We start from the raw sequence: 22059 nt of genomic DNA on the forward strand, positions 1-22059 counted from the left end.
TCTTGCCCGAATGAAAACTCCGACCGCGATCGACCCCGATGATTTCGACCGCCTGCTGAGCCGGAACCTGAAACTGCCGCTGCTGGGCGGCCTGATCGGCGCACTGGTGTTCGTCGGCCTGATCGTCTTCTTGCTGTCGACCATTGGTGCGGTCGAGCACTCCGACCGCGTCACGCGCAGCGCCAGCGAGCTGCAGCGGCGCAGCATCGACATGGAAACCGGCCTGCGCGGTTTTCTCATTACCGGGGACGAGAGCTTTCTGGAGCCCTACCAAACCGCCCTGCCCAGGATCAAGGGCGACATCGACGCGCTCGGCAAGCTGGTTTCGGACAACCGGCAGCAGCATGAGCGGCTCGAACGCATCGCCGCGCTCCAGCAGGACTGGAATGAATACGCCCGCGGCCTGATCGCCGTGCGCAAGGGCGGCTCCGATTACCAGCAGGCGGTGCGGCAAGGCCGCGGCAAGCAGCTGAGCGACGCCATGCGGGCGGAGTTTGCCGGCTTCATCGAGACCGAACAGGGCTTGCGTTTCCAGCGCAGCGAGCAGGCCAATCGCACGAGTTGGCTGGTGGTGGGCACGTTCCTGCTGTTCACGCTGCTGTTCACCGGCCTGGTGGCGTACTTCGGCCGGCGGCAGCTGGTGCGGCTTTCGAACAGCTACGACGTGGTGCTGCAGGAGCAAGCCGCGCATGCCGAGCGGCTGGCGCAGCAGGCGTGGCTGCGAAGTGCGCAAACCGAGCTGGTGGGCGAACTGGTGGGCGAACTGAGCGCCAACGACCTGGGCCGCAAGGTCCTGGCCTTTTGCTCGCGCCACCTGGGCAGCGCGGTGGGTGCGCTGTACGTTCGCGAGCGGGACGGGTCGCTGCGCCGTGCGGCGAGCTACGGCTTCTCCATGGAGGCCGAAGCTTCGCCGCAAGTGTTTTCGCCCACCCAGAGCCTGCTTGGCCAGGCTGCGGCGGAAAGGCGCCGCATGCTCGTCGAGCCGATACAGGCCGACTACCTGAAGGTCAATTCGGGCCTGGGCGAAATGGCGCCCTCGGCCGTGCTGCTGATGCCGGTGTCGAGCAACGGCGTGGTCAACGGCGTGGTCGAGCTCGGCCTTCCGGCCGCGCCCGATTCGCGCGCCAACGACCTGCTCGACCTGGTGGGCGAAGACATCGGCGATTCGCTGGCCGCGGCCCGCTACCGCGAACAGCTGCAGGACGCACTGGCCGAAACGCAGCAGCTCAACGAAGAGCTGCAGGTGCAGCAGGAAGAACTGCGCACCGCCAACGAGGAACTCGAGGAACAGTCGCGCGCGCTGCGGGCTTCGCAGGCCATGCTGGAGAACCAGCAGGCCGAGCTGGAGCAGACCAACAGCCAGCTTTCGGAGCGCACCGAGGCGCTGGACCAGCGCAACGCCGCCTTGCGCCGCGTGCAGCGCGACCTGGAAGACCGGGCCGACGAGCTGCAGCGGGCAAGCCGCTACAAGTCGGAGTTTCTGGCGAACATGTCGCACGAGCTGCGCACGCCGCTCAACAGTGCGCTCATCCTGGCCAAGCTGCTTGGCGACAACCCGCAAGGCAACCTGAGCCCCGAGCAGGTGAAGTTCGCCGAATCGATCTATTCGTCGGGCAACGACCTGCTGACGCTCATCAACGACATCCTCGACATCTCGAAGGTCGAGGCGGGCAAGCTGGAGATCGTGGTCGAGAACGTGGCGCTCGACAAACTTGCGCAAAGCCTGGAGAGCACCTTCAAGCCGCTGGCCGGCGAAAAGCGGCTGGCCTTCAGGTTGGAGATGCGCCCGGGCACACCGCCCCTGCTGGTAACCGACCGGCACCGGGTCGAGCAGATCCTGAAGAACCTGCTCTCCAATGCGATCAAGTTCACCGACAGCGGCGAGGTGGCGCTGGTGGTTTCCGCCGCGCCGGACGGCGGCGCGGTCTTCGCGGTTTCCGATTCGGGCATCGGCATTGCACCCGACCAGCAAGCGCTGATCTTCGAAGCCTTTCACCAGGCCGATGGCACGACCAGCCGCCGCTTTGGCGGCACGGGCCTGGGTCTTTCGATTTCGCGCGACCTCACGCGGCTGCTGGGGGCACGCTCGCGGTGCAAAGCCAGCCCGGCCAAGGCAGCACCTTCACGCTGCAGTTGCCGGCCGTCGCGCCGCAAGGGCTGGAAGCGCCGGCTCCAGCCCCGGCTCCGGCCACACCGGCTGCGGCGCTGGCCTCCTCTTCGACCTTTCCCACCTCTTTCACCGGTCATGCGCTGCCCGCGCCGCCGGCACCCGGTGGCGCCGTGCCGCCACCGCTTTTTGCGGATGACCGCGAGCTGCCGCGCGACCAGGTGCGCCGGGTGCTCGTGATCGAGGACGAGCCGCAGTTCGCGCACATCCTCTACGACCTGGCGCACGAGCTCGGCTACCGCTGCCTGGTGGCGCACGGTGCCGCAGACGGCTTCGAGCTGGCCCAGCAATTCTTGCCCGACGCGATCCTGCTCGACATGCGCCTGCCCGACAGCACCGGGCTGGACGTGCTGCAGCGCCTGAAGGATTCGCCGAAGACGCGCCACATTCCGATTCATGTGGTGTCGGCCGCCGACAACGCGCAGGCCGCCGCGCTGCACATGGGCGCCATCGGCTACGCACAGAAGCCGGCCACCCGCGCCGAACTGATGCAGGTGTTCGCCCGGCTGGAAGAAAAGCTCACGCAGAAGGTCAAGACCGTGCTGCTGGTCGAAGACGACGCGCTGCAGCGCGAGAGCGTGATACGGCTCATCGGCGACGAAGACATCGAGATCATTGCCGTGGGCTCCGGCGGAGAAGCGCTCGAGCTTCTGCGCAAGCGCGTGTTCGACTGCATGATCACCGACCTGCACCTGCCCGACATGCAGGGCGGCGAGTTGCTCAAGCAGATGGCGGCGGAAGAAATCGTCTCGTTCCCGCCGGTGATCGTCTACACCGGCCGCAATCTCACGCGCGACGAAGAAGCCGAGCTGCAGCGCTATTCACGCTCGATCATCATCAAGGGCGCCCGGTCGCCCGAGCGGCTGCTCGACGAGGTCACGCTGTTCCTGCACAAGGTGGAAGCCGAGCTTTCCAGCGAACGCCAGGGCATGCTCAAGGCCGCGCGCGGGCGCGACCGCATCTTCGAGGGACGCACCATCCTGCTGGTGGACGACGACGTGCGCAACATCTTTGCGCTGACGAGCGCGCTGGAGCAGCGCGGCGCGGCGGTCGAGATCGGCCGCAACGGCCGCGAGGCGCTCGAGAAGCTCGCCCAGGTGCGCGAGATCGACCTGGTGCTGATGGACGTGATGATGCCGGAGATGGACGGCCTGGAAGCCACGCGCCGCCTGCGCGCCGACCCGCGCTTCGACAAGCTGCCCGTGATTGCCATTACCGCCAAGGCCATGAAGGACGACCGCGAGCAGTGCCTGGCCGCCGGCGCCAGCGACTACCTGGCCAAGCCTGTGGATTTGGAGCGCCTGTTCTCGCTCTTGCGCGTGTGGTTGCCGAAAATGGAGCGGCTGTGACCTCCACCGTCCCGCCCTCGCCGCTGCCGGCCTCCCCGCCCTCCCCGTTGAGCAACACGGAGATCGAGCTGAGGCTGCTGATGGAGGCCATCTACCTCAAGTACAGCTACGACTTCCGCAACTACACCGTGGCGTCGCAAAAGCGGCGCGTGCTGCATGCGCTCGCGCAGCTCGGGCTGCCGAGCATTTCGGCGCTGCAGGAAAAAGTGCTGCGCGACCCGGCGCTGTTCGGCCGGCTGCTGCAGTACCTGACGATTCCCGTGAGCGAGATGTTCCGCGACCCCGCCTACTTTCTTGCGCTGCGCCAGCATGTGGTGCCCATCCTGCACACCTATCCCTCGGTGAAGGTGTGGGTGGCAGGCTGCAGCACCGGCGAAGAAGTGTTTTCGCTCGCCATCTTGCTGCGCGAAGAAGGCCTGCTCGCGCGCACGCAGATCTACGCGACCGACATCAACCCCGCTTCGCTCGAAAAGGCGCGGCAGGGCATCTTTCCGATCGAGGCGGTTCGCGGGTACACGGCCAACTACCAGCGCGCGGGCGGGCGGAGTTCTTTCTCCGACTACTACACGGCCGCCTACGAGGCTGCCCGCTTCGACCCATCGCTGTGCGCCGACGTCATCTTTGCCGATCACAGCCTGGCCACCGACAGCGTGTTTGCCGAGACGCAGCTGGTGTCTTGCCGCAACGTGCTCATCTATTTCAACCGCGAGCTGCAAGACCGCGCGCTGGGCCTCTTTCATGAGTCGCTCTGCCACCGCGGCTTTCTCGGGCTGGGCTCCAAGGAGAGCATCGACTTTTCGAGTTATTCGCAGCGTTTCGATGCTCATTCGAAGCCGGAGCGCATCTACCGCAAGGCCACATGAAGCTGACCGCACCCCCAACCCCGGGCCGGCGTGTCGAGGCCGTGGTGCTCGGCGCATCCGCCGGCGGCATCGAGGCGTTGTTCACGCTGCTGAATGGGCTTCCGGCATCGTGGAAGCTCCCGGTCGTGATCGTGTTGCACGTGCCCGAAAACCACGAAAGCCACCTGGCGCAGATCTTTGCCGATCGCCTGCACCTGCCCGTGCACGAGGCGGCGGACAAGATGCCGCTCGCGGCCGGCAATGTGTATTTCGCACCGCCGGGCTATCACCTGTCGATCGAGCGCGATCGGCGCTTTTCGCTCAGCTGCGAGCCGCCGGTGCATTTTTCGCGACCCTCGATCGACGTGCTGATGAGTTCCGCCGCCGACGCCTACGGCCCCGCGCTCGCCGGCATGCTGCTGACCGGCGCAAACGAAGACGGCGCCGAGGGCCTCCAGCGTATTCACCAGGCCGGCGGCATCACCGCCGTTCAGGACCCCAACGAAGCCCAGATTTCCATCATGCCCCAAGCGGCCATCGCCTTGCATTTTCCCGATCACGTGCTGCCCCTGCGCGAGCTCCGCGCATTGCTCTTGCAACTGGAGTCCACCCATGCCCATTGACGTCGAAAGCAAGCTGCTGATCGTCGATGACCTGCCGGAAAACCTTCTTGCGCTCGAAGCCCTGATTCGCGGCCCCGGGCGCGCGGTGTACCGCGCGACCTCGGCCGAGCAGGCGCTTGCGCTGCTGCTCGACCACGAGTTTGCGCTGGCCATTCTCGATGTGCAGATGCCCGGCATGAACGGCTTCGAACTGGCCGAGCTCATGCGCGGCACCGAGCGCACGCGGCACATTCCCATCATCTTCGTGAGCGCGGCGGGCCGCGAACTCAACTACGCCTTCCAGGGCTACGAAAGCGGCGCGGTCGACTTCCTGCACAAGCCGCTCGATCCGCATGCAGTCACGAGCAAGGTCAACGTGTTCGTCGACCTGCACCGCCACCGCAAGGCGCTGGGCCAGGAGATGGAAAAGCTGGCAGCCGCCAACCACAAGCAGGAACAACTGGTGCAGCAGCTGCGGCATGCGCAGCGCGAGCTCGAGCGCGCGGTGCAGATGCGCGACGACTTCATGTCGATGGTTTCGCATGAGCTGCGCACGCCGCTGAACACGCTCTATCTCGAAACGCAGCTGCGGCAGCTGCATGTGGCCAAGGGCAACCTGGAATCCTTTGCCGCGGACCGGCTGCCCGCGATGATCGAACGCGACCAGCGGCAGATACGCAACATGGTGCGGCTGATCGACGACATGCTCGACGTGACGCGCATGCGGCGCGATGCGCTCTCGATACAACCGAAGCCGGTGGACCTTGCCGCCCTTGCGCGAACCGTGGTGGAGGGCCTGCGCCAGCAGGCCGAGGCCGCCGGCTCGGAGATCGCGCTCGAGGCGCCGCGCGAACTGCGGGGCGTGTGGGACGAGTTCCGCATCGAACAGGTGCTGACCAACCTGCTGACCAACGCACTGCGCTACGGCCGCGGCAAGCCGGTCGAAATGGTGCTCGGCCGGGTTGGCGGCACCGCGCACATCACGGTGCGCGACCAGGGCATCGGCATTGCGCCTGAGGACCAGCAACGCATCTTCGAGCAGTTCGAACGCACGGACGACAGCCGCAAGCACGCGTCCGGCCTGGGCCTGGGCCTGTACATCACGCGCAAGATCGTGTGCCTGCACAACGGCCGCATCGAGGTGGAGAGCACGCCGGGCGAAGGGGCGCTGTTCCGGGTCGAACTGCCGCTGGAATCCGTTGCCCGGACTGCGGCGCAAGCGGAAGCGTAGGCGCCTTCCTACTGCACACCTTGCGTTTGACCGGGATACTGCGTGGTTCGCCTTAGCTGATTGAAAGCGTGCCACCGTGAATGTGCTGATCGTCGACGACAACCAGGCCGCCGCAGACCTGCTGCAGGAACTGCTGACCTTGCAGGACCATACCGCCCGCTGCACCTACACCGCGCAGCAGGCGATGGATGCGGCCAAGGCCGAGCACTTCGATGCGGCGCTCATCGACCTGACCCTGCCCGATTTTCCGGGTGCCGAGGTGGCGCGGCGGCTGCGCTCGGAGGCTGCGGAAGGCGCCCCGCGGCTGCTGGTGGCCATTTCGGGCTTTTCAGCGGAAGACGCGGCCGGAGCCTCGGCGCAGGACCTGTTCGACCACCATCTTCAGAAGCCGATCGACTTCGGCCAGCTCGCCGCGATTCTTTCGGCGCCGCAATGAGCTTTCGGCGCTAGGCGGCGCGCGACGACAACTGCATTTCCGTACCGGCCGTCTTGAAGGCGATGGTCGGCGCGGTGAAGTCGCTCAGCGATGCGCCCAGGCCGATCTCTCCGCTGCCATGCAGCACGCATTCTTCGCGGCGCAGCGCAATCTCGTTGCTCGGCCCGCCGTTGCCGTGAAACCGCACCCAGGTGCCGTAGGTGCTGAGATCGGTCAGCACGCAACTGCCTTGCCGCAGCTCGATGCGCGCATGCAGCCGTGAAACGCGTGGATCGGTGACCACGAATTGCGCGTCATTCACACGGCCCAGGTGAATCGGCAACTCTTCAGTGCGAAACATGGAGCGCACGTCGAGCCACGCGAGCTCGATCTGGCCGAAGGAGGAGTCGGGCAGGCGCATGGGCATGAGCGCGGCCGGCACGGTCAGGAACGAGGTCACCTCCTCCTGCCAGTCGATACGGTGAACGGCCGACATTTCGCTGCGGCCCCGAATGGTAATGAGGCCCAGGTCGCGATGCCGCACGCCGACCTCGCGCAACTGCGAAATCACGGCGTCGGTGGCCCAGATCTGCCCGGGCCCCGCCAGGTCGCTGAGCCGGGAAGCCAGGTTGACCGCATCGCCGAAGCAGTCGCCCTCCACCTCGAGCACTTCGCCGCTTGCCACGCCGATCTGCAGCGCCATGCGCAGCGGCGCCGGCCAGGCCACCAGGCGCTTCTGGTGGTAGCGCTGCAACTCGATGACCGCATGCGTGGCCGCGGCGGCGTGCGAGAAGATGGCAAAAACGCCGTCGCCCAGCGACTTGACCACCCTGCCGCCGTGCGCCTGGCAGATGCTGCCAATCCATTGGGTGAGCCGCGTCACCGTTTCGGTGGCGCGCGCGTTTCCCATGGCTTCAAAGACCCGGGAGCTCCCGGTCAGGTCAGCGAAAACGACTGTGGAATTGGCATCCATGCTGTTGGGAGAACTCGATGGCAACAGTTGCTGATGCCCACACATTAACGGCCAGTTGGCGGATCGACGCTCGGGACGAACCTGTTAACCCCATTTATGCGTTTTGAACTTGTTAGGCCATTCGCTAGATGACATTAATTTTTACAACTTTCGTAGTCAAACGCCAACGACCACTTCAATTGAAGCGTAAAGTTTGTTGTTTACAAACAAGAAACACTGTTTCAGAACTTGTTAATCGCCCGACTGAGGCTTAAGGTAGCAACCGTCCTTGCTTCCGGCAATACGCTTTTAGTCCTCATGCTGACTTTTCGTCGCTTTTTTCGCTTCTTCGGAATTCCCGGTTTCGGGTCTCCCCGGATGGGAGAAAACCAGTTGGGAAGAATTCGTTCGGCCATGCTTTCGGTGCTGCAGGCGCACGGCGGCCATTCGGTACAGCGCGTTGCGCAGCGCGTGCGGTTTGCGACCGATGTGGAGTCGCTCTGGTATTTGCGCCAGGACGTGATGGTGGCGCTCAGCGCCATCGATGGCGAAGCGGCAGCCCGCCGCCAGATGAAGGCCATCAACAGCATGTTCGAGGGCGGCCTGCCGGGCTCGATGGGCCCGCGCGTGCACCAGCGCTTTACGCAGCACCAATAGCGGCGCCGGCACCGGGCGGTCAATGCGCGTGGTCGTGCGCGTGATGCGCATCGTGGCCATGCGCGTGCCTGTGCCCCCAGACCATGAACACATCCCGCCCCTCGGCGGCAAGTTCCACCTTGGCCCCCACGGGCAGCAGCACCTTGGTTTGCACGTGTCCGAAGGGCAGCCCCGTGAGCACCGGCACCTTGAGCGCCGCGCGCAGCCGGTCGACCACTGAATCGAAGCCGAACCCGCGGTCATAGCCCGGCACCTTGCGCATGCCGGTGAACTGCCCGAACACGATGGCGCGCTGCCTTGCCAGCACGCCGGCCATGCGCAGCTGGTCGAGCATGCGCTCGATGCGGTACGGGTGCTCGTTGGTGTCTTCGATGAAGAGCACGCCTTTATCCACCTGCGGGAAATAAGGCGTTCCGAGCAGGCTGATGAGCACGCAAAGGTTGCCGCCCCACAGGGTGGCGTCGTGCACGGGCTTGATCTTCAGCCCGGCGTCGCGCACGGGCATGCGCCAGCCGGTGCCTTCGCCCTGCCCGCCCACCAGGTCGTCGAAGCAGGCTTCCATGATGTCGTCGGCGCCGCCCTCGGCACCGAAGTCTTCGCCCACCGCAGGGCCGGCCCAGGTGACGGCGCCGGTCTTGACGTACAGCGCGTTCTGCAGGGCCGTGAAGTCGCTCAGGCCCACGAATTCGGTTCCGCGCTGGATCGCCTTGGCCACGGCCTTGTAGGGAATGGCGTCGAGGATGCGCGTAAGGCCGTAGCCGCCGCGCGCAATCAAGGCAATGTCGGCCCCGCTGGCGGCAGCGCGGCTGATCGATGCGAGCCGTGTCGCGTCGTCGCCCGCAAAGCGCTGGTGCACTGCAAGCGCGGCCTCGTCGACTTCGACTTCATAGCCCAGTGCCTTGAGTCTTGCCACGCCGCGCCGGAACGCGGCCTTGTCGCGAATCGCGCTGGAGGGGGAATAGATGTAGATGTGTTTGGTCACGCCGCCGAGTATCCCATTGCGTTGCGGGCCTGCTGTACCAGCGATGCAGCCTGCTCGGCGCTCGGACCCGATGACGAAGCAATGGGCCCGAGCGCACGCAGCGCGGCCTGGTAGCCACGGTCCGGGAACGGCGCGCGCCATGCATCGCCCACCGGCTCGCCGGCATCGGGTGCAAGGAGCACGGCCGTGAACCGCTCGGGTCTGGCAGTCTGCAGCAACGCCGCGAGCCCGGTGCCTGCGGCGCTGTGCACCAGCACCATCGGCCCGGCCGGCATGCGGTCGAGCCACTCACTCAGCACCTGGCAGTGCCATTCGGGCGTGTGTACCGCTTCGCGCTTGGGCTTGTCGCTTTTGCCGAAGCCGATGAGGTCCGGCACCAGCGTGCGCAGCCCCGGCGCGCCCACGAGATGGCGAAAGAAGTAGCCCCATTCGCCGGGGCCATGGAGGCACAGGCAACAGGCTGTCTGCGCGGCGCTCGGGCCTTCGCCTTCGCTTTCGTCTATGTAGTGCATGCGCCAGCCTTGCAGGCTGGGTAGGTCCTGGACGTAGCGCGGCTCGAAGGCGTAGCCCTCCAGCGCATCGAAGCGCTCGGCCGGCGTGCGCAGTGCGTCATCGCGCAAGGGCTCGGCCTGCTCGCGCGCCGCATCGCGCCGCTCCTTGAAGAATTGCTGGAGCACGGCGCTGCATTCGGCTGCCAGCACCCCGCCCTGCACCTGCGTGCGATGGTTCAGCCGGGGTTCCGCAAAAAGATCGACCACCGAACCGGCCGCGCCTGTCTTGGGATCGGCCGCGCCGAACACCACGCGCGCGAGCCGCGCATGCAGCATGGCGCCCGCGCACATGGCACACGGCTCGAGCGTGACGAAGAGTTCGCAGCCGTCCAGCCGGTAGTTGCCAAGCGCAGCGGCCGCGGCGCGCAGCGCGTTGATCTCGGCATGTGCGCTCGGGTCATGCTGCGCCACCGGCGTGTTTCGGCCTGTGGCGATGACCTGGCCGTTCTTCACCAGCACCGCACCCACGGGCACCTCGCCGGCTTCGGCGGCCCGGCGCGCCTCGTCCAGCGCCAGCGCCATCCAGTGCGCGTCGCCGGTCTGCGAAGGCTGTAGGGGCTCAGTTGTCATCCGGCATCTTGCGCGCTTGGGCAGCGGCGTCGAGCGCCTGGTTGACCTGGGTCTGAACCTGCTGCACTTGCGCCCGCGCATTGGCCGGCGCCTCGCCTGGCGCGGGTGATTCAGCGCCGGGCACCACCGACAACGCCGGGGCTGCAGTGGTGGCCAATTGCTTCTTCGCAAGCAGCCCGACGATCACCAGTGCCAGCACCAGGCCGAGCAATCCGAACATGCGCATCTCAGCTTCCTTGTGCCACCGGGGCTTCGCCCGTCATGCCAAGGCGCTCCATCCACACCGCGAGCGCCTTCTCGTCCGGCGTGCCGGCGCTGTAGACGGCGCGCATGGCGCCATGCGATTCGCGGCGGTGCTGGTTGAGCTTGAGCTTGCACTGCAGCGAGGTCACGCGCATTTCGAAGCCGACAATGCCGGCCAGCATCTTGAGTTGGAACTCCTCGCCCAAATCGCGCCACTGCTGCGCATAGGCGGGCTCATGGTCGCCAATGAGCTTCTTGAGCAGCGCATCCTTGTCGCCGGGCTCTTCGATCAGCCGGGCCTCGACGGTGCAATGCACCGCAAGATAGTTCCAGGTGGGCACCCGCGCCAGGTCGGGGTAGACCGAAGGCGACAGGTACGAATGCGGCCCCATGAAAGTGACGACCGCCTGCGGCCGCGCCTGCAGGTAGCGCCAGTGCGGGTTGGGCTTGGCGCAGTGCCCCAGCAGCACGAGCTGGTCGCCTTCGCGCTGTTCGGCCACGATGGGCAGGTGCGTGACGAACGGCAGCCCCTCGTCGTCATTGGAGATCAGGCTGGCGAACGGGTGTGCACGCATCAGCTCCAGCGCAATGGCCGGATCCTTGGCGTTGAACTGCGGGGGCATGTACATGGGGCGGTTTCCTCGTGGAGAGGCCCGATTGTCCCCCGAGCCGCCCTATCTTGAGCGCGGTGCCTCCAGCAGCTTCACCATCGCGGTGTAGCCGCGGGCCTTGGCAAGCTGCAGCGGCGTGTTGCCCTGGCGGTCGGCCAGCTGCAGGTTCGCACCGGCATCGACCAGCGCCGAGAGCGTGCGCTGGTGACGCAAACCGCCGTCGCCGAGCACGACGGCTTCGATTGCCGCCGTCCAGTGCAGGTTGTTGACATGGTCCAGCGGCGCGCCGGCTGCAATCAGTTGTCGCACCACTTCGTCGTGGCCCAGGTGCGCCGCCGCGATGAGCGCGGTGCCGTCATAGCGGCTCGTCACCTGCTTTGCACTGGCGCCAAGCGACAGCAGCAGCGCCAGCGTCTGGACGTCATCGGCCACCGATGCGATGGTGACCGCGTCGTAGCGATCGTCTTCAAGCGCATCGAGTTTCGCGCCGGCCTTCGCGAGCAGCTTCACCGCTTCGCGCTGCCGCGCATGGGCGGCTACGTGCAAGGGCGTGCGGCCCCGCGCATCGCGTGCGTCCAGGTTGGCGCCGGAGGCAATCAGGCTCTTGAGTTTTGGCAGGTCGCCATGCCAGGCGGCCCGGTGCAGCCCTTCATAGGCCAGCACCTCGGCCGCTTGCGGCTGCACCTGGGCCTGCGCGCCAAGCACCGCGCCCATGCCGAGCGCGACCGCCAGAGCCCCGGACCAGATGCCGCGCTTCATCATCATCAACCCAGCAGGCCCTTGACCTTGTCCAGCGCGGCATTGGCGCACTGCTCGTCCAGATGGCCGCCAGGCGCACCGCCTACGCCCACGGCGCCGATCACTTCGTTGCCCGACTTCACCGGCACGCCGCCGCCCAGCAGCAGCACGCCCGGCAGGTAGACCAGGTTGGCGCCAGCCGGGTTCTTCTGCGAGCCCTCCATCATGGCCTGCGTTGCGTTCTTGGCCGATGCCGAGGTCCAGGCCTTGCGCTCGCTCGAAGCCAGCGTGTGCGGACCGGCGTTGTCGGCGCGCTGCACGGCACGCACGGTGCCGGCGCGATCGACCACGGTGGCTGCCACGTTGTAGCCATTGGCGGCGCAGGCAGCCACGGCTTCGGCCGCGATCTGGTTGGCCAGCGCGAGCGAGATGTTCTTTTCGGTGCGCACCGCGGGCGCGGTGGTCTGGGCCTGTACGGCGGATGCGGCAAGCAGGATGGCGAGGCCGCCAAGGCGAAGGGTGGAACGCATTTTTCGATTTCTCCAGTGGATGCGGGTGGTTGCGCCGGCGCATTGCCGACGGCTGCGCCACTGTAGAAAACACCGGCCGCCGCGGCCATTCGTACGGCTACGCCCGGCGCTCCGTAGAACTACGGAGCGGCCGGGTTCAGGCGTCCCCGGCCACCAGCACGGCGTAGCGGCGAATCAGCTGCGCGAGCGAATCGCAGTCGAGCTTGGCAAACAGGTTGGCCCGGTGCGTCTCGACCGTGCGGGGCGACAGCGCCAGCATGCGCGCAATCTCCTTGTTGGTCAGCCCCTGCACGATGAAGGCGAGCACCTCGCGCTCGCGCTCCGACAACTGCGCCACCCGCTCGCGCGCGGCGTTGTCGGCCTGCGCGCGTTCGCGCGAGCGCACATGCTGGCGCACGGCGTGCTGCAGGGCTTCGAGCAATTGCTCGTCATCCACCGGCTTCTCGAGAAACTCGGCCGCGCCGGCCTTGAACGCGCGGCGACACATCTCGACCGTGCCGTGCCCCGTGAGCATGATCACGGGCTGGTCGACGCCCTGCGCCACCAGCCGGTCGAGCACGGTGAGCCCGCTGATGCCGGGCATGCGCACGTCGAGCACGATGGCGCCGACACTCGCGCGGTCGAAGTTGTCGATGAAGGCCTGCGGATCGGCCCAGCCTTGCACCCGCAGGCCCACTGTGCCAATCAAGAGCGAGAGGCTGTCGCGCACCGCCTGGTCGTCATCGATGAGATGAACGAGCGGCGACAACGGCGAATGCGGGACCGTGCTGTTCATGCCGCGCGCTCCTTGCTCGAGGCCGCCACCAGCGGAAGCAGCAGCGTAAAGCGCGCACCTCGCGGCGTCGCATTGGCCGCGCTCAGGCTCCCGCCCATGCCGCTCGCCAGCGTTTCGCTGAGGCTCAGGCCAAGGCCTAAACCGCCTTCCCGCGTGCTGAAGAAGGGCTCGAAAAGACGCGGCATGGCCTCGGGCGAAATGCCGCGCCCGTTGTCGGTCACGGTCAGCACGCCCTCCTGGCCGTTCCGGCCGACCGAAACCGCAAGACGCCGCTCGGACACGGGCACCAGGTCGAGCGCCTGCAAGGCGTTCATCAGCAGGTTGTGCACGATCTGCTCGAGCGCCACCGCCTCTGCCTGCACGCGCACTGGCGCCTGCGCGGTGGCGTCGAACTGGGCGGCAACGCCGCGTTGCGCGAACTCCGGCGCCAGCAGATGCATGGCGCTGCGCACCACCTCCTGCAGCACCAACGGCTTGACGTCGCCACCGGCCTCCGGGCGCTCGATCACGCGGCGCAGCCGGCCGACCACGCCGGCCGCGCGGCGCGCCTGCTCCACCGCCTGGCCCATGGCGTCTCGTGCCGCCGCAAGCTCGGGTGGATCGTCGTCCAGCAGACGCCGCGCGGCCTGCGCGTTGGCCAGCACGGCCGTAAGCGGCTGGTTCAGCTCGTGCGCCAAGCCCGCGGAGAGTTCGCCCAGCGCATTGAGCCGCGCCACCTGGCCGAGCCGCAGCAGCTCTTCGGCACGGCGGCGCGCAATGCGCTGGCGCTGGGCGGTCCACAAGCCGGCGAGCAGCAACGCCACAGCCACGGCCCAGCCTGCAATGCCGCGCCATGGCAGTTCGGCCCAGCCCACGCGGCGCTCGGCCACAAGGTCGAAAGGCTGGCTCGGCGATGCGAGGGGCTTGGTGAGGCCGAAGCGCCAGCCGCCAATGCCTCCTTCGGCCGCTTGCGCCGCCTGCCCAGGTTGCAGAACAAACTGCTGCGCGCCGCGCTGCAGGCTCACGCGCACCGGACTTTGCTTGGGGTTCATCGGCCAGTCGCGCCACGGCACCGAGCCGGCCAGGTCGATTTCGAGCGAATAGCTCACGGGCGTGGCGCCGATCACGAGTTGGTATCGGCCTTGCGCAAGATCGACGGCGGCCAGTTCGGCACGTCGTTGGCTGCGCGACTGGGCTTCTGCTGCGGCCAAGGCGCCCGCATGCTTCTCGTCGGGCCAAGGATCGTCCCCCGCCCGCCGCTGCACGCGCAGGATCGACGGATAGACCGAAGAGAGCCGCTGCTCCGGGCGATCTGCGCCATTGCCGGTTTCAAGCAGCGCCAGCGTGGCCAGCACCGCGTCGTATTGCACCATCTGCTGGCTCATGAGGCGGTGCGCAATGCGCACGTCGGCTTCGAAAGCCTGCTGCAGCTGGGCCAGCTCTGCGCGCGCGAGCCACACCGCGCCCACGGCCGTAAGGGCCAGCCATGCGAGCCACCAGCCCACCTGCGTACGCAACCACTGTTTCATGGCGCGAATTGTGCCCGCCGCGGCAAGGCCGGCCGATGTTGGCCGAGAATGCGGCCCCAGACATGGCTGAAGTGCAGGACTCCCTTTTCCCCGATCTTCCGCGCCCACCCGAGGCGCCACCAGCGGCGCTGCAAGAGCCCGAGGCCGAGCCGCCCGCAAAGAAGAAACCACGCGGCGGCACTGTGGCGGCGATGGCGGCCGACCCGGCACTCATCGAATTGGCCGCGGCGCTTCCGCCGGCGCTTCGGCTCGGTACCTCTTCATGGAGCTATCCGGGCTGGGCCAACCTGGTATGGGACGGCGAATACGCCGAATCGGTGCTCTCGAAAAACGGGCTCGCCGCGCTGGCGCAACACCCGCTCTTTCGCACCGTGAGCCTGGACCGCAACTTCTACCGCGCGCTTACGGCAAGCCAGTACGCGCGCTATGCGGCCATGGTGCCGGACGACTTTCGCTTTGTGGTGAAGGCGCCGAGCCTGGTGACCGACGCCACGGTGCGCGACGAGAGCGGCCGCGGCACGCAGGCGAATCCGGTGTTCCTGAACAGCGAGATCGCCATCCAGGAATTCGTGCAGCCCGCGCTCGAGGGCCTCGGCCACCGCATCGGTGCGCTGGTGTTCCAGCTGAGCCCGATTCCTTCGCAACTGCTGGCCGACCAGCCCGCACTGCTCACCCGCATCGGCGACATGCTGCAGGCCCTGCCCGGCTTGCAGCAGGCGGCACCGGACGCGGTCATTGCCGTGGAGGTGCGCGACCCCCAACTGCTGTGCCCCGCCTTCGCCGACATGCTGCGCAGCACGGGCGCGACCTTCTGCATGGGCCTGCACGCCAAGATGCCGCCCATAGAAGACCAGTTGCCGATGCTGCGCGCGCTGTGGCCAGGCCCATTGGTGTGCCGCTGGAACCTGCATCGCCGGCACGGCCGCTTCGGCTATGAAGATGCGGAAAAACTTTACGGGCCGTTCGACAAGATCGTCGACCCCGATCCGGAAACGCGCGCGGCTTTGGCCAAGGTGATTGCAGGCACCACTGGCGCAGGCCAGCGCGCCTATGTCACCGTGAGCAACAACGCCGAAGGGTGCGCGCCGCTCACGATTGCCTCGCTGGCGCGCGACATCGTCGACCTGCCGAAGCGCTAGCGCATCAACTGGCGGCGGGCCTGGCGGCGACGGTCATCTCCAGCTCGACGCTTGCGTTCTTGGGCAACGCGTACACGCCGACGGCCGTGCGCACATGCACGCCGTCATCGCCGAACACGCGGTGCAGGAGCTCCGATGCGGCATCGGCCACTTCGCTCTGCTGCGTGAAGTCGGCGGTGCACTGCACGAAGACCCCCACGCGCAGCAGCTTGCCGATTTCGTCGAGCGAACCGAGCTCGCGCCGCAGCAGCGTGAGGCAGCGCAAGGTGCAGATTTGCGCCGCTTCGCGGGCCTTGGCGAGCGACACCTGGTCGCCCACGCGGCCGGTGACGACGACGGTGGTTCCCACGCGCGGCACCTGGCCGCTGGTGTAGAGGGTGTTTCCATCGCGCACCACAGGTATGTAGTTGCCGCCGGCAACAAGCTCGCCCTCGAAGCTGTGGCCCAGCTCGGCGGCAATTCGGTCGGCAATCTGGTCTCGGGTCTGCGCGGTCATACGGTTTCCATGGTTCCATCAAACGATGGCCTCATTGTCGCCATCCGCGTTCGGCGCAACAGATACAGATTGCCCAGACCCGATGCACAACAGACGGCTTGGCGGAGCGCCTACTGCTCGATGGCGAGGTACACCCGCCCGCCCTCGATCTTCACCGGATAGCTGCGCAGGTCCTCGGTGAGCGGAGCGCACATGGCCTTGCCGGTGCGCACGTCGAAGCGGCCCTGGTGCAGCGGGCATTCGATCTCGTGGCCCTCAAGGAATCCGTCGCAAAGCCGCGCGTGGCCGTGGGTGCAGATGTTGTCGGTCGCGTGAATGCCGTCTTCGGTGCCGTACAGGGCAATGTCCCTGCCCTGCACTTCGATGCCCACCACGTCGTCGGCGGGAACCTCGTCGACCGACGCCGCGTCGATCCATGTCACTGTGGTCATAGGTGGATGCCTTCGAAACTTGGGGGGCTCAGATGGGATAGATGATCGAGTTGGGGATCATCTCGCTGTCGAACACGCAAAGACGTGTCGCGAACTTCAGTCCGTCAGGGGTCGCAACCACCGTGTCGATGTAGCGGCCGACGTTGAACACCGTCGAGGCCTGGTCGAGCTTGGTGCGGAACACCGCGTAGTTGGCCTCGCTGTGGATCGTGCCGTCGGCATCAACCTTGTGCACCAGCGGCAGGCCAACTACATGGCGCTGGTAGTACGGGTCGTGGAACAGCGTTTCCTTGATGCCGTAGACCCGGTCTTCGAGCATGCCCCGGCTCTCGAAAGACAGCGTGGCAAGCGGCAGCCCGCGCTCGTGGTTCTCGCGCGGCTGCAGCCTGTAGCTGCACTCGTCGATGAAGAACGCGGGCCACAAGTCCCACTGCCCCGAATCGACGGCATGCGCATAGGCCGCGTACAGGCGCGACAGTTCGAGGTAGGCGTTGGCGTCGAGGTTCATGCCGCCTCCATCACTTCGCGCCAGTAGCGGTACATGCCGCGGATCAGCGTTTCGGTGACCATGTGATCGGTGTTCTCGACCTCGCGCCCACCCAGTTCGGCGAGCGTGCGGTGATACGGCTTCTGCTCGAAGCCCTCCTGCGAAAACTCGATCACCTCGCCGTCGTCGGCCGAGACAAAACCGGCCGGCCCGAACAGGTTGGCCTGGCGCAGGCGCCTCTGGGTCATCTCCTCGGTGTCGTCCTCGAAGCCGAAGTGCGTCCAGACGAAATCGAAGGCGTCGTGCCCCACGGGCTGTATGTGGCGCGTCGACACGCTGTTGACCTGCTGCTGCAGGATGAGGCTGGGAAACAGCGTCATCATCACCGCCGTGGGCCCGTTCCACCAGGGCTCGGGCACGATGTCCAGAAAGCGCGGGTCCTTGAGCTGCATGCTTTCCTTGAAGCTGGACACCTGCGTGACCTGTGCGGCCTTGCCCGCACTGCCGCGGGTGGAAATCATCGCGGCGTGGCGGCCACGCGAATCCATCTTGAGCTCCGACTTGTTGTCCGCACGCCAGAGCCCGAAGGTGACGAACCATGTGTGCAAGAGGCCCGGGTGGTATGGGTCCTTGATGTTCTCCTGCATCAGCTTCCAGTTGCCGGGAATGCGCTGGCGGTTGTAGCCGAGTATGGTGAGCTTGCGGCCGTCGAACAGGCGATCGAAGTAGCCAAGGATGTCGGGGCCGAGAAAGTCCTCGAAGGGCTCGATGTCGTGGTCGAACGATGCGAACACCACACCGCCGCGCGAGGCCACCTTGAGCTTGGTGAGGCCGTGCTCCTCGGTCTTGAAATCGGCCGGCATGCCGCCGTTGACCTTGCCGTCCTGCTTCACACCGCGGCGAAATGGCACGCCCTGCAGGTCGCCCTTGAGCGTGTAGTTCCACTGGTGGTACGGACAGACGAACTCCTTTCTGTTGCCGTGGCGCTCGCGGCAGAACTGCATGCCGCGGTGGGCGCAGACGTTCTCGAACACGTGGATGGCGCCCGCTTCGTCGCGCGACATGACGACGGAGCGCTCGCCGATGGCCGTGCGCTTGAAGTCGCCCGGGTTCGGAATCTCGGCTTCCAGGCCCACGTAGCACCAGTGCTTTTCGTAGAAGAAGCGCTGCAGCTCCTTCTTGTGCAGCGCCTCGTCGGTGTAGGCCATGAAGGGAATGCGGCTGGTCTTTTCGCTTTCCCATCGCAGCTCGATCGGAAATACATCTTGCGTGCTCATCGCGGGTCTCCTTTTCTTGTCTGTCTCTGTTCTTCAGGTGCCTTGCAGGTAGAAGGCATCGGCATGGGTCTGCTCGGGTGCGAGGCCGCGCGCATGCACCAGCTGGGTCACGGCCTCGACCATCGGCGGCGAACCGCAGAGGTAGGCACGCCAGCCGTCGAGGCTGCCGGGCCCGTCGGCGCGTATGGCATCGGTGATGAGGCCCTGGCGCTGGTTCTTGCTCGCGGGGCCGGTAACGACCACCACATGCACCTTCAGCCCCGGATGCTGCGCTTGCAGTTCGGTGAGCTCGGCGAGCCCGTACACGTCGGCATCGGAGCGCACGCCGAGGTAAAGGTGAATCGGCTGCATCAGGTCGGCCTCAATCGCGCCCCGAACGATGGAGAGAATCGGTGCAAGCCCCGTTCCACCGGCCGCGCAGAGCATCGGCCCGCGGTGCTTCGTGCGCAGGTAGGCCGTGCCGAGCGGGCCGCTCACCCGCACCGAATCGCCCATGCGCAACTGTTCGAAGATGTGCGCAGTGACGCGCCCGCCGGGCACCTTGCGGATATGAAATTCAAGCTCCGCATCGCGGCTCAATCCGGCCATGGAGTACGGCCGCGCCAGGTCGGGCGCGAACTGCAATTGCGCGTACTGGCCCGGTGAAAACTCCAGCGGCTTGTTCGGCTTGAGTCGCAGGCGGCGGATGTCGTGCGTGAGCACGTCGATGCCGGTCACGGTCGCCTTGAGGATGCGCGCCGGATGCACCACCACCTCGTCGGGCTCCGGAATCTCGATGGTGCAGCTTTCGGTCAGCGTGCTTTGGCAAGCCAGCACGTAGCGCTCGCCCTGCCCGTCGGGGCGGATCGCGTCTTGCCCGGCGTCGAGCACCTGGCCAGCCACCACCTTGCAGCGGCAGGTTCCGCAGCGCCCCGACATGCAGCTATAGGACACCGGCACATGGTGCTCGCGCAGCACTTCGAGCAGGTTCGCACCGGGGCGGACTTCGAGCGTGCGGGCAATGGGGTGAATGTGCAGGTCCATCGTGGGCTTTTCTTTGCGGCGGCTCAAGAGGCCGGCCTGTCTCTGGAGCGGATGATGCGTGGCGAATGCAAATTGACCAATAGAATCCGGTGAATCGGTCACATCACCGATATGAATAGGTCTGCATGCAACTCAAGGACATCGACCTCAACCTGCTGCTGGTGTTCGACCGCATGCTGGCCGAGAAGCGCGTCTCGGCGGTGGCCGAATCGCTAGGCCTTTCGCAGCCGGCCATCAGCAATGCGCTGGCGCGGCTGCGCAAGCTGCTGGGCGACGAGCTCTTCTTGCGCACGGCGCGCGGCATGGAGCCCACGCCTTTCGCATTGCAGCTGGCCGAACCGGTGGCCTACGCCATGGGCGCGCTGCATTCGGCCCTGAACCAGCAGGTGGTGTTCGACCCCGCCACCAGCACGCGCAGCTTCACGCTGGCGATGACCGACATCGGCGAGATCTACTTCACGCCCAAGCTCATGGAAACGCTGTCTGGCACGGCGCCGGGCGTGACGATCAGCACGGTGCGCAACAACGCCGCGGCCAGCCTGCGCGATGAGCTCGAGGCCGGCCACGTCGACATTGCCATCGGTCTGCTGCCGCAGCTCAAGGCAGGCGTGTTTCAGCGCCGGCTGTTCTTGCAGCGTTATGTGTGCCTCTTCTCAAGTGCTCATCCGCTGGCGCGCAAGCGCAGCGTGTCGCTCAAGGACTTCAGCGCGGCCGACCACGTTCTGGTGCAGGCCGCCGGCACGGGCCACGGCAAGGCCGACGACGTGATGGCAGCGCAAGGCATTCAAAGGCACATTCGGCTCAGGGTGCCGCACTTCGTGGCCATTGGCCACATCCTGCGATCGAGCGAAATGATCGCCACCGTGCCGGAGCGGCTGGCGCAGAGCATTGCGGAGCCGTTCGGCCTGGTGTGGCGCCCTCACCCGGTGCCGCTACCGCAGATTGCAATCAACCTGTTCTGGCACGCGAAGGTGCATCGCGACCCGGGCAACCAGTGGCTGCGCGGATTGCTGTTCGACAATTTTGCGGACAGTGACTAGAGCGCGGCGGCGAAGAGCTTCAGGCGGGCCGGACCGCGGGCCACTGACCGAGCACCTCATGGATGCTTTCGCCCACGTGGCTTTCGATGAGGGCGAACGAATCCGCCCTCCACCGGACCGGCTCGATCGGATGCCGCTCGACCTTTGTGGGCGTGTAGGCCAGGGTCATGTGAGGCGTGAAGCCGTGATCGGGCTTGAAGCCCGCATCGGCCAGCGCTTCGCCAAGACGCTGCCTGAAGGCTGCCAGCGCTGATGTCCCGCTTTCGCTGCCGCACAAAACGAATGCCTTGCTCTTGTCGAACCGCATGACCTCGTCGAACACCACATCGAAAGACGGAGGCGCCACGCTCGCTGCCGCATCGATGGCGGCCTGCACCTGCTTGCGCGGCACTGCCGCCGGATAGCTGCCGAGGTGATGCAGCGTGACGTGCAGGCGATGCGCCTCGGTCAGCTTTCCCTTCAGTGCATGCCGGTCCTTGAGGCGCGCGCCCAGCGCGGCAATCGAAGCGGCGTCTTCAGCGTACGGAAAGATCGCCATGAAAAGCGAGCGAGGCAGGCGCTCCTTGCGGGGCGCTGTGCCGCGAGCACGGCGCAGGGGCGGCGGCGGAGGGTCGATACCTGGGAGAAGAAGCTGTTCGGGCATGGAAAAAAATAAGAGCGTCTTCCCCGGAGATTCGGACTGCTGCTGGGCCCATAGCTTACCGAAAGCACCCGCATCGGCCAGGCGATTTGCGTTCTTGACGAATCAGGGCGGCTGCCCTATTCTCCGCGCCGTTTAGGACAGCCGTCCTAGTTGCAGGAGGTACCGGATTGCAGATGACCGCCATGGCCGACAAGACCACCCGCGAGCAGATCGTGGACGCCGCGGATCAGCTGTTCTACAAGCGCGGTTTCGAGGCCACGTCGTTCGCCGATATTGCCAAGGTGGTGAACATTTCGCGCGGCAATTTCTATCATCACTTCAAGACCAAGGATGAAATCCTGGATGCGGTGATTGCCGCGCGCCTTGGCCAGACGCGCGGCATGCTGGCGCAGTGGGAGGCATGCGGCCCCGATCCCATGAGCCGCATCCGAAGCTTCATTCATATCCTGATTGCCAACCAGTCCCTCATCATGCGGCACGGCTGCCCGGTGGGTACGCTGTCTACCGAACTCGCCAAGCTGGACCATCCCTCGCTGAAGCAGGCCAACGGCCTGTTCACCCTGTTCCGCGTCTGGCTGCGAAAGCAGTTCGCGCTGCTGGGCCGCAAGGCCGATGCCGATGCGCTCGCCATGCACCTGCTCGCCCGGAGCCAGGGCGTGGCCGTGCTGGCCAATGCCTTTCGCGACAAGTCCTTCGTGCAGCAGGAAGTGCGGCAGCTGTGCGAGTGGCTCGAGTCCTGCGCGCGCAAGCCAGCCACCAGCAACCGCTGACCTCCAGACCCATCACCCTCCACAAACAGA

General features: G+C 66.3%; 23 protein-coding genes and 1 pseudogene. 9 read left to right on the top strand and 15 right to left on the bottom strand.

The genetic code is table 11. From position 1 onward, the window contains the following. The first annotated feature begins 10 nt into the window (after window positions 1-10). The 5 genes and pseudogenes from M0765_RS24405 (at window position 11) to M0765_RS24425 (ending at window position 6627) form a co-directional block, all read left to right on the top strand. Window positions 11-3516, top strand: a pseudogene (locus M0765_RS24405) (response regulator). Then, on the top strand, window positions 3513-4379 hold the full coding sequence (locus M0765_RS24410) for a CheR family methyltransferase (protein WP_258506409.1): 867 nt from the start codon (window positions 3513-3515) through the stop codon (window positions 4377-4379). The pseudogene M0765_RS24405 and the gene M0765_RS24410 overlap by 4 nt, the downstream one beginning before the upstream one ends. Further along, complete coding sequence (locus M0765_RS24415; protein ID WP_258506410.1) at window positions 4376-4981, top strand: chemotaxis protein CheB; 606 nt, start codon at window positions 4376-4378, stop codon at window positions 4979-4981. Before M0765_RS24410 ends, M0765_RS24415 begins: the two co-directional genes overlap by 4 nt. Continuing rightward, window positions 4971-6191 (top strand): hybrid sensor histidine kinase/response regulator, encoded by a 1221-nt coding sequence (locus M0765_RS24420; protein WP_258506411.1) that lies wholly within the window; start codon window positions 4971-4973, stop codon window positions 6189-6191. The genes M0765_RS24415 and M0765_RS24420 overlap by 11 nt, the downstream gene beginning before the upstream one ends. A gap of 76 nt (window positions 6192-6267) precedes the next feature. Next, the gene (locus tag M0765_RS24425) at window positions 6268-6627 is read left to right on the top strand and encodes a response regulator (protein ID WP_258506412.1); all 360 of its coding nucleotides are present in this window, start codon (window positions 6268-6270) and stop codon (window positions 6625-6627) included. Between the two features lie 10 nt (window positions 6628-6637). Here the strand turns inward: M0765_RS24425 and M0765_RS24430 are convergent, their stop codons facing one another. After that, entirely contained in the window at window positions 6638-7579 is a 942-nt protein-coding gene (locus M0765_RS24430) for an adenylate/guanylate cyclase domain-containing protein (RefSeq protein WP_258506414.1), read from the bottom strand. A gap of 393 nt (window positions 7580-7972) precedes the next feature. On the opposite strand from M0765_RS24430, the gene M0765_RS24435 reads away from it, so the two are divergent. Next, window positions 7973-8215 carry a hypothetical protein gene (locus M0765_RS24435; RefSeq protein WP_258506417.1) on the top strand — a complete coding sequence of 81 codons (243 nt, stop codon included), beginning with the start codon at window positions 7973-7975 and terminating at the stop codon, window positions 8213-8215. A gap of 19 nt (window positions 8216-8234) precedes the next feature. On the opposite strand, the gene M0765_RS24440 is transcribed toward M0765_RS24435, so the two are convergent. The 8 genes from M0765_RS24440 to M0765_RS24475 form a co-directional block, all read right to left on the bottom strand. Further along, entirely contained in the window at window positions 8235-9197 is a 963-nt protein-coding gene (locus M0765_RS24440; protein ID WP_258506418.1) for an LD-carboxypeptidase, read from the bottom strand. Next, window positions 9194-10318: a tRNA adenosine(34) deaminase TadA gene (tadA, locus tag M0765_RS24445; protein WP_258506420.1), complete on the bottom strand. Its 1125-nt coding sequence runs from the start codon at window positions 10316-10318 to the stop codon at window positions 9194-9196. Before tadA ends, M0765_RS24440 begins: the two co-directional genes overlap by 4 nt. Continuing rightward, window positions 10308-10544 (bottom strand): hypothetical protein, encoded by a 237-nt coding sequence (locus tag M0765_RS24450; protein ID WP_258506422.1) that lies wholly within the window; start codon window positions 10542-10544, stop codon window positions 10308-10310. The genes tadA and M0765_RS24450 overlap by 11 nt, the downstream gene beginning before the upstream one ends. A gap of 1 nt (window position 10545) precedes the next feature. Beyond that, window positions 10546-11190 (bottom strand): FMN-binding negative transcriptional regulator, encoded by a 645-nt coding sequence (locus tag M0765_RS24455; RefSeq protein WP_258506424.1) that lies wholly within the window; start codon window positions 11188-11190, stop codon window positions 10546-10548. 45 nt (window positions 11191-11235) lie between these two features. Further along, on the bottom strand, window positions 11236-11934 hold the full coding sequence (locus tag M0765_RS24460; RefSeq protein ID WP_258508437.1) for an ankyrin repeat domain-containing protein: 699 nt from the start codon (window positions 11932-11934) through the stop codon (window positions 11236-11238). A 2-nt stretch (window positions 11935-11936) separates the two neighbouring features. Next, window positions 11937-12440 carry a GlcG/HbpS family heme-binding protein gene (locus tag M0765_RS24465; protein ID WP_258506426.1) on the bottom strand — a complete coding sequence of 168 codons (504 nt, stop codon included), beginning with the start codon at window positions 12438-12440 and terminating at the stop codon, window positions 11937-11939. A gap of 136 nt (window positions 12441-12576) precedes the next feature. Next, window positions 12577-13215, bottom strand: a complete 639-nt coding sequence (locus M0765_RS24470) for a response regulator transcription factor (protein WP_258506427.1) — start codon at window positions 13213-13215, stop codon at window positions 12577-12579. After that, window positions 13212-14723, bottom strand: coding sequence for a sensor histidine kinase (locus M0765_RS24475; protein WP_258506428.1), 1512 nt, complete (start codon window positions 14721-14723; stop codon window positions 13212-13214). Before M0765_RS24475 ends, M0765_RS24470 begins: the two co-directional genes overlap by 4 nt. Window positions 14724-14785: 62 nt before the next feature. On the opposite strand from M0765_RS24475, the gene M0765_RS24480 reads away from it, so the two are divergent. Continuing rightward, entirely contained in the window at window positions 14786-15862 is a 1077-nt protein-coding gene (locus tag M0765_RS24480) for a DUF72 domain-containing protein (RefSeq protein ID WP_258506429.1), read from the top strand. Between the two features lie 4 nt (window positions 15863-15866). Here the strand turns inward: M0765_RS24480 and M0765_RS24485 are convergent, their stop codons facing one another. From M0765_RS24485 to M0765_RS24505, 5 genes are all read right to left on the bottom strand, one after another. Next, on the bottom strand, window positions 15867-16358 hold the full coding sequence (locus M0765_RS24485) for a RidA family protein (RefSeq protein WP_258506430.1): 492 nt from the start codon (window positions 16356-16358) through the stop codon (window positions 15867-15869). A 110-nt stretch (window positions 16359-16468) separates the two neighbouring features. Continuing rightward, on the bottom strand, window positions 16469-16789 hold the full coding sequence (locus M0765_RS24490; RefSeq protein ID WP_126745865.1) for a non-heme iron oxygenase ferredoxin subunit: 321 nt from the start codon (window positions 16787-16789) through the stop codon (window positions 16469-16471). 28 nt (window positions 16790-16817) lie between these two features. Further along, on the bottom strand, window positions 16818-17297 hold the full coding sequence (locus M0765_RS24495) for an aromatic-ring-hydroxylating dioxygenase subunit beta (protein WP_258506442.1): 480 nt from the start codon (window positions 17295-17297) through the stop codon (window positions 16818-16820). Further along, entirely contained in the window at window positions 17294-18553 is a 1260-nt protein-coding gene (locus tag M0765_RS24500; RefSeq protein WP_258506443.1) for an aromatic ring-hydroxylating dioxygenase subunit alpha, read from the bottom strand. Before M0765_RS24500 ends, M0765_RS24495 begins: the two co-directional genes overlap by 4 nt. A gap of 33 nt (window positions 18554-18586) precedes the next feature. Continuing rightward, on the bottom strand, window positions 18587-19576 hold the full coding sequence (locus M0765_RS24505) for a 2Fe-2S iron-sulfur cluster-binding protein (RefSeq protein ID WP_258508439.1): 990 nt from the start codon (window positions 19574-19576) through the stop codon (window positions 18587-18589). A gap of 125 nt (window positions 19577-19701) precedes the next feature. Here M0765_RS24505 and M0765_RS24510 point away from each other — a divergent pair, with 125 nt between their 5' ends. Then, the gene (locus M0765_RS24510) at window positions 19702-20616 is read left to right on the top strand and encodes a LysR family transcriptional regulator (protein ID WP_258506444.1); all 915 of its coding nucleotides are present in this window, start codon (window positions 19702-19704) and stop codon (window positions 20614-20616) included. Between the two features lie 19 nt (window positions 20617-20635). On the opposite strand, the gene M0765_RS24515 is transcribed toward M0765_RS24510, so the two are convergent. Beyond that, complete coding sequence (locus tag M0765_RS24515) at window positions 20636-21154, bottom strand: 2'-5' RNA ligase family protein (RefSeq protein WP_258506446.1); 519 nt, start codon at window positions 21152-21154, stop codon at window positions 20636-20638. A 278-nt stretch (window positions 21155-21432) separates the two neighbouring features. Here M0765_RS24515 and M0765_RS24520 point away from each other — a divergent pair, with 278 nt between their 5' ends. Then, window positions 21433-22029: a TetR/AcrR family transcriptional regulator gene (locus M0765_RS24520; RefSeq protein ID WP_258506450.1), complete on the top strand. Its 597-nt coding sequence runs from the start codon at window positions 21433-21435 to the stop codon at window positions 22027-22029. The last annotated feature ends 30 nt before the right edge of the window (window positions 22030-22059 follow it).

The sequence above is a fragment of the Variovorax sp. S12S4 genome, from assembly GCF_023195515.1.
Lineage (GTDB): Bacteria > Pseudomonadota > Gammaproteobacteria > Burkholderiales > Burkholderiaceae_C > Variovorax.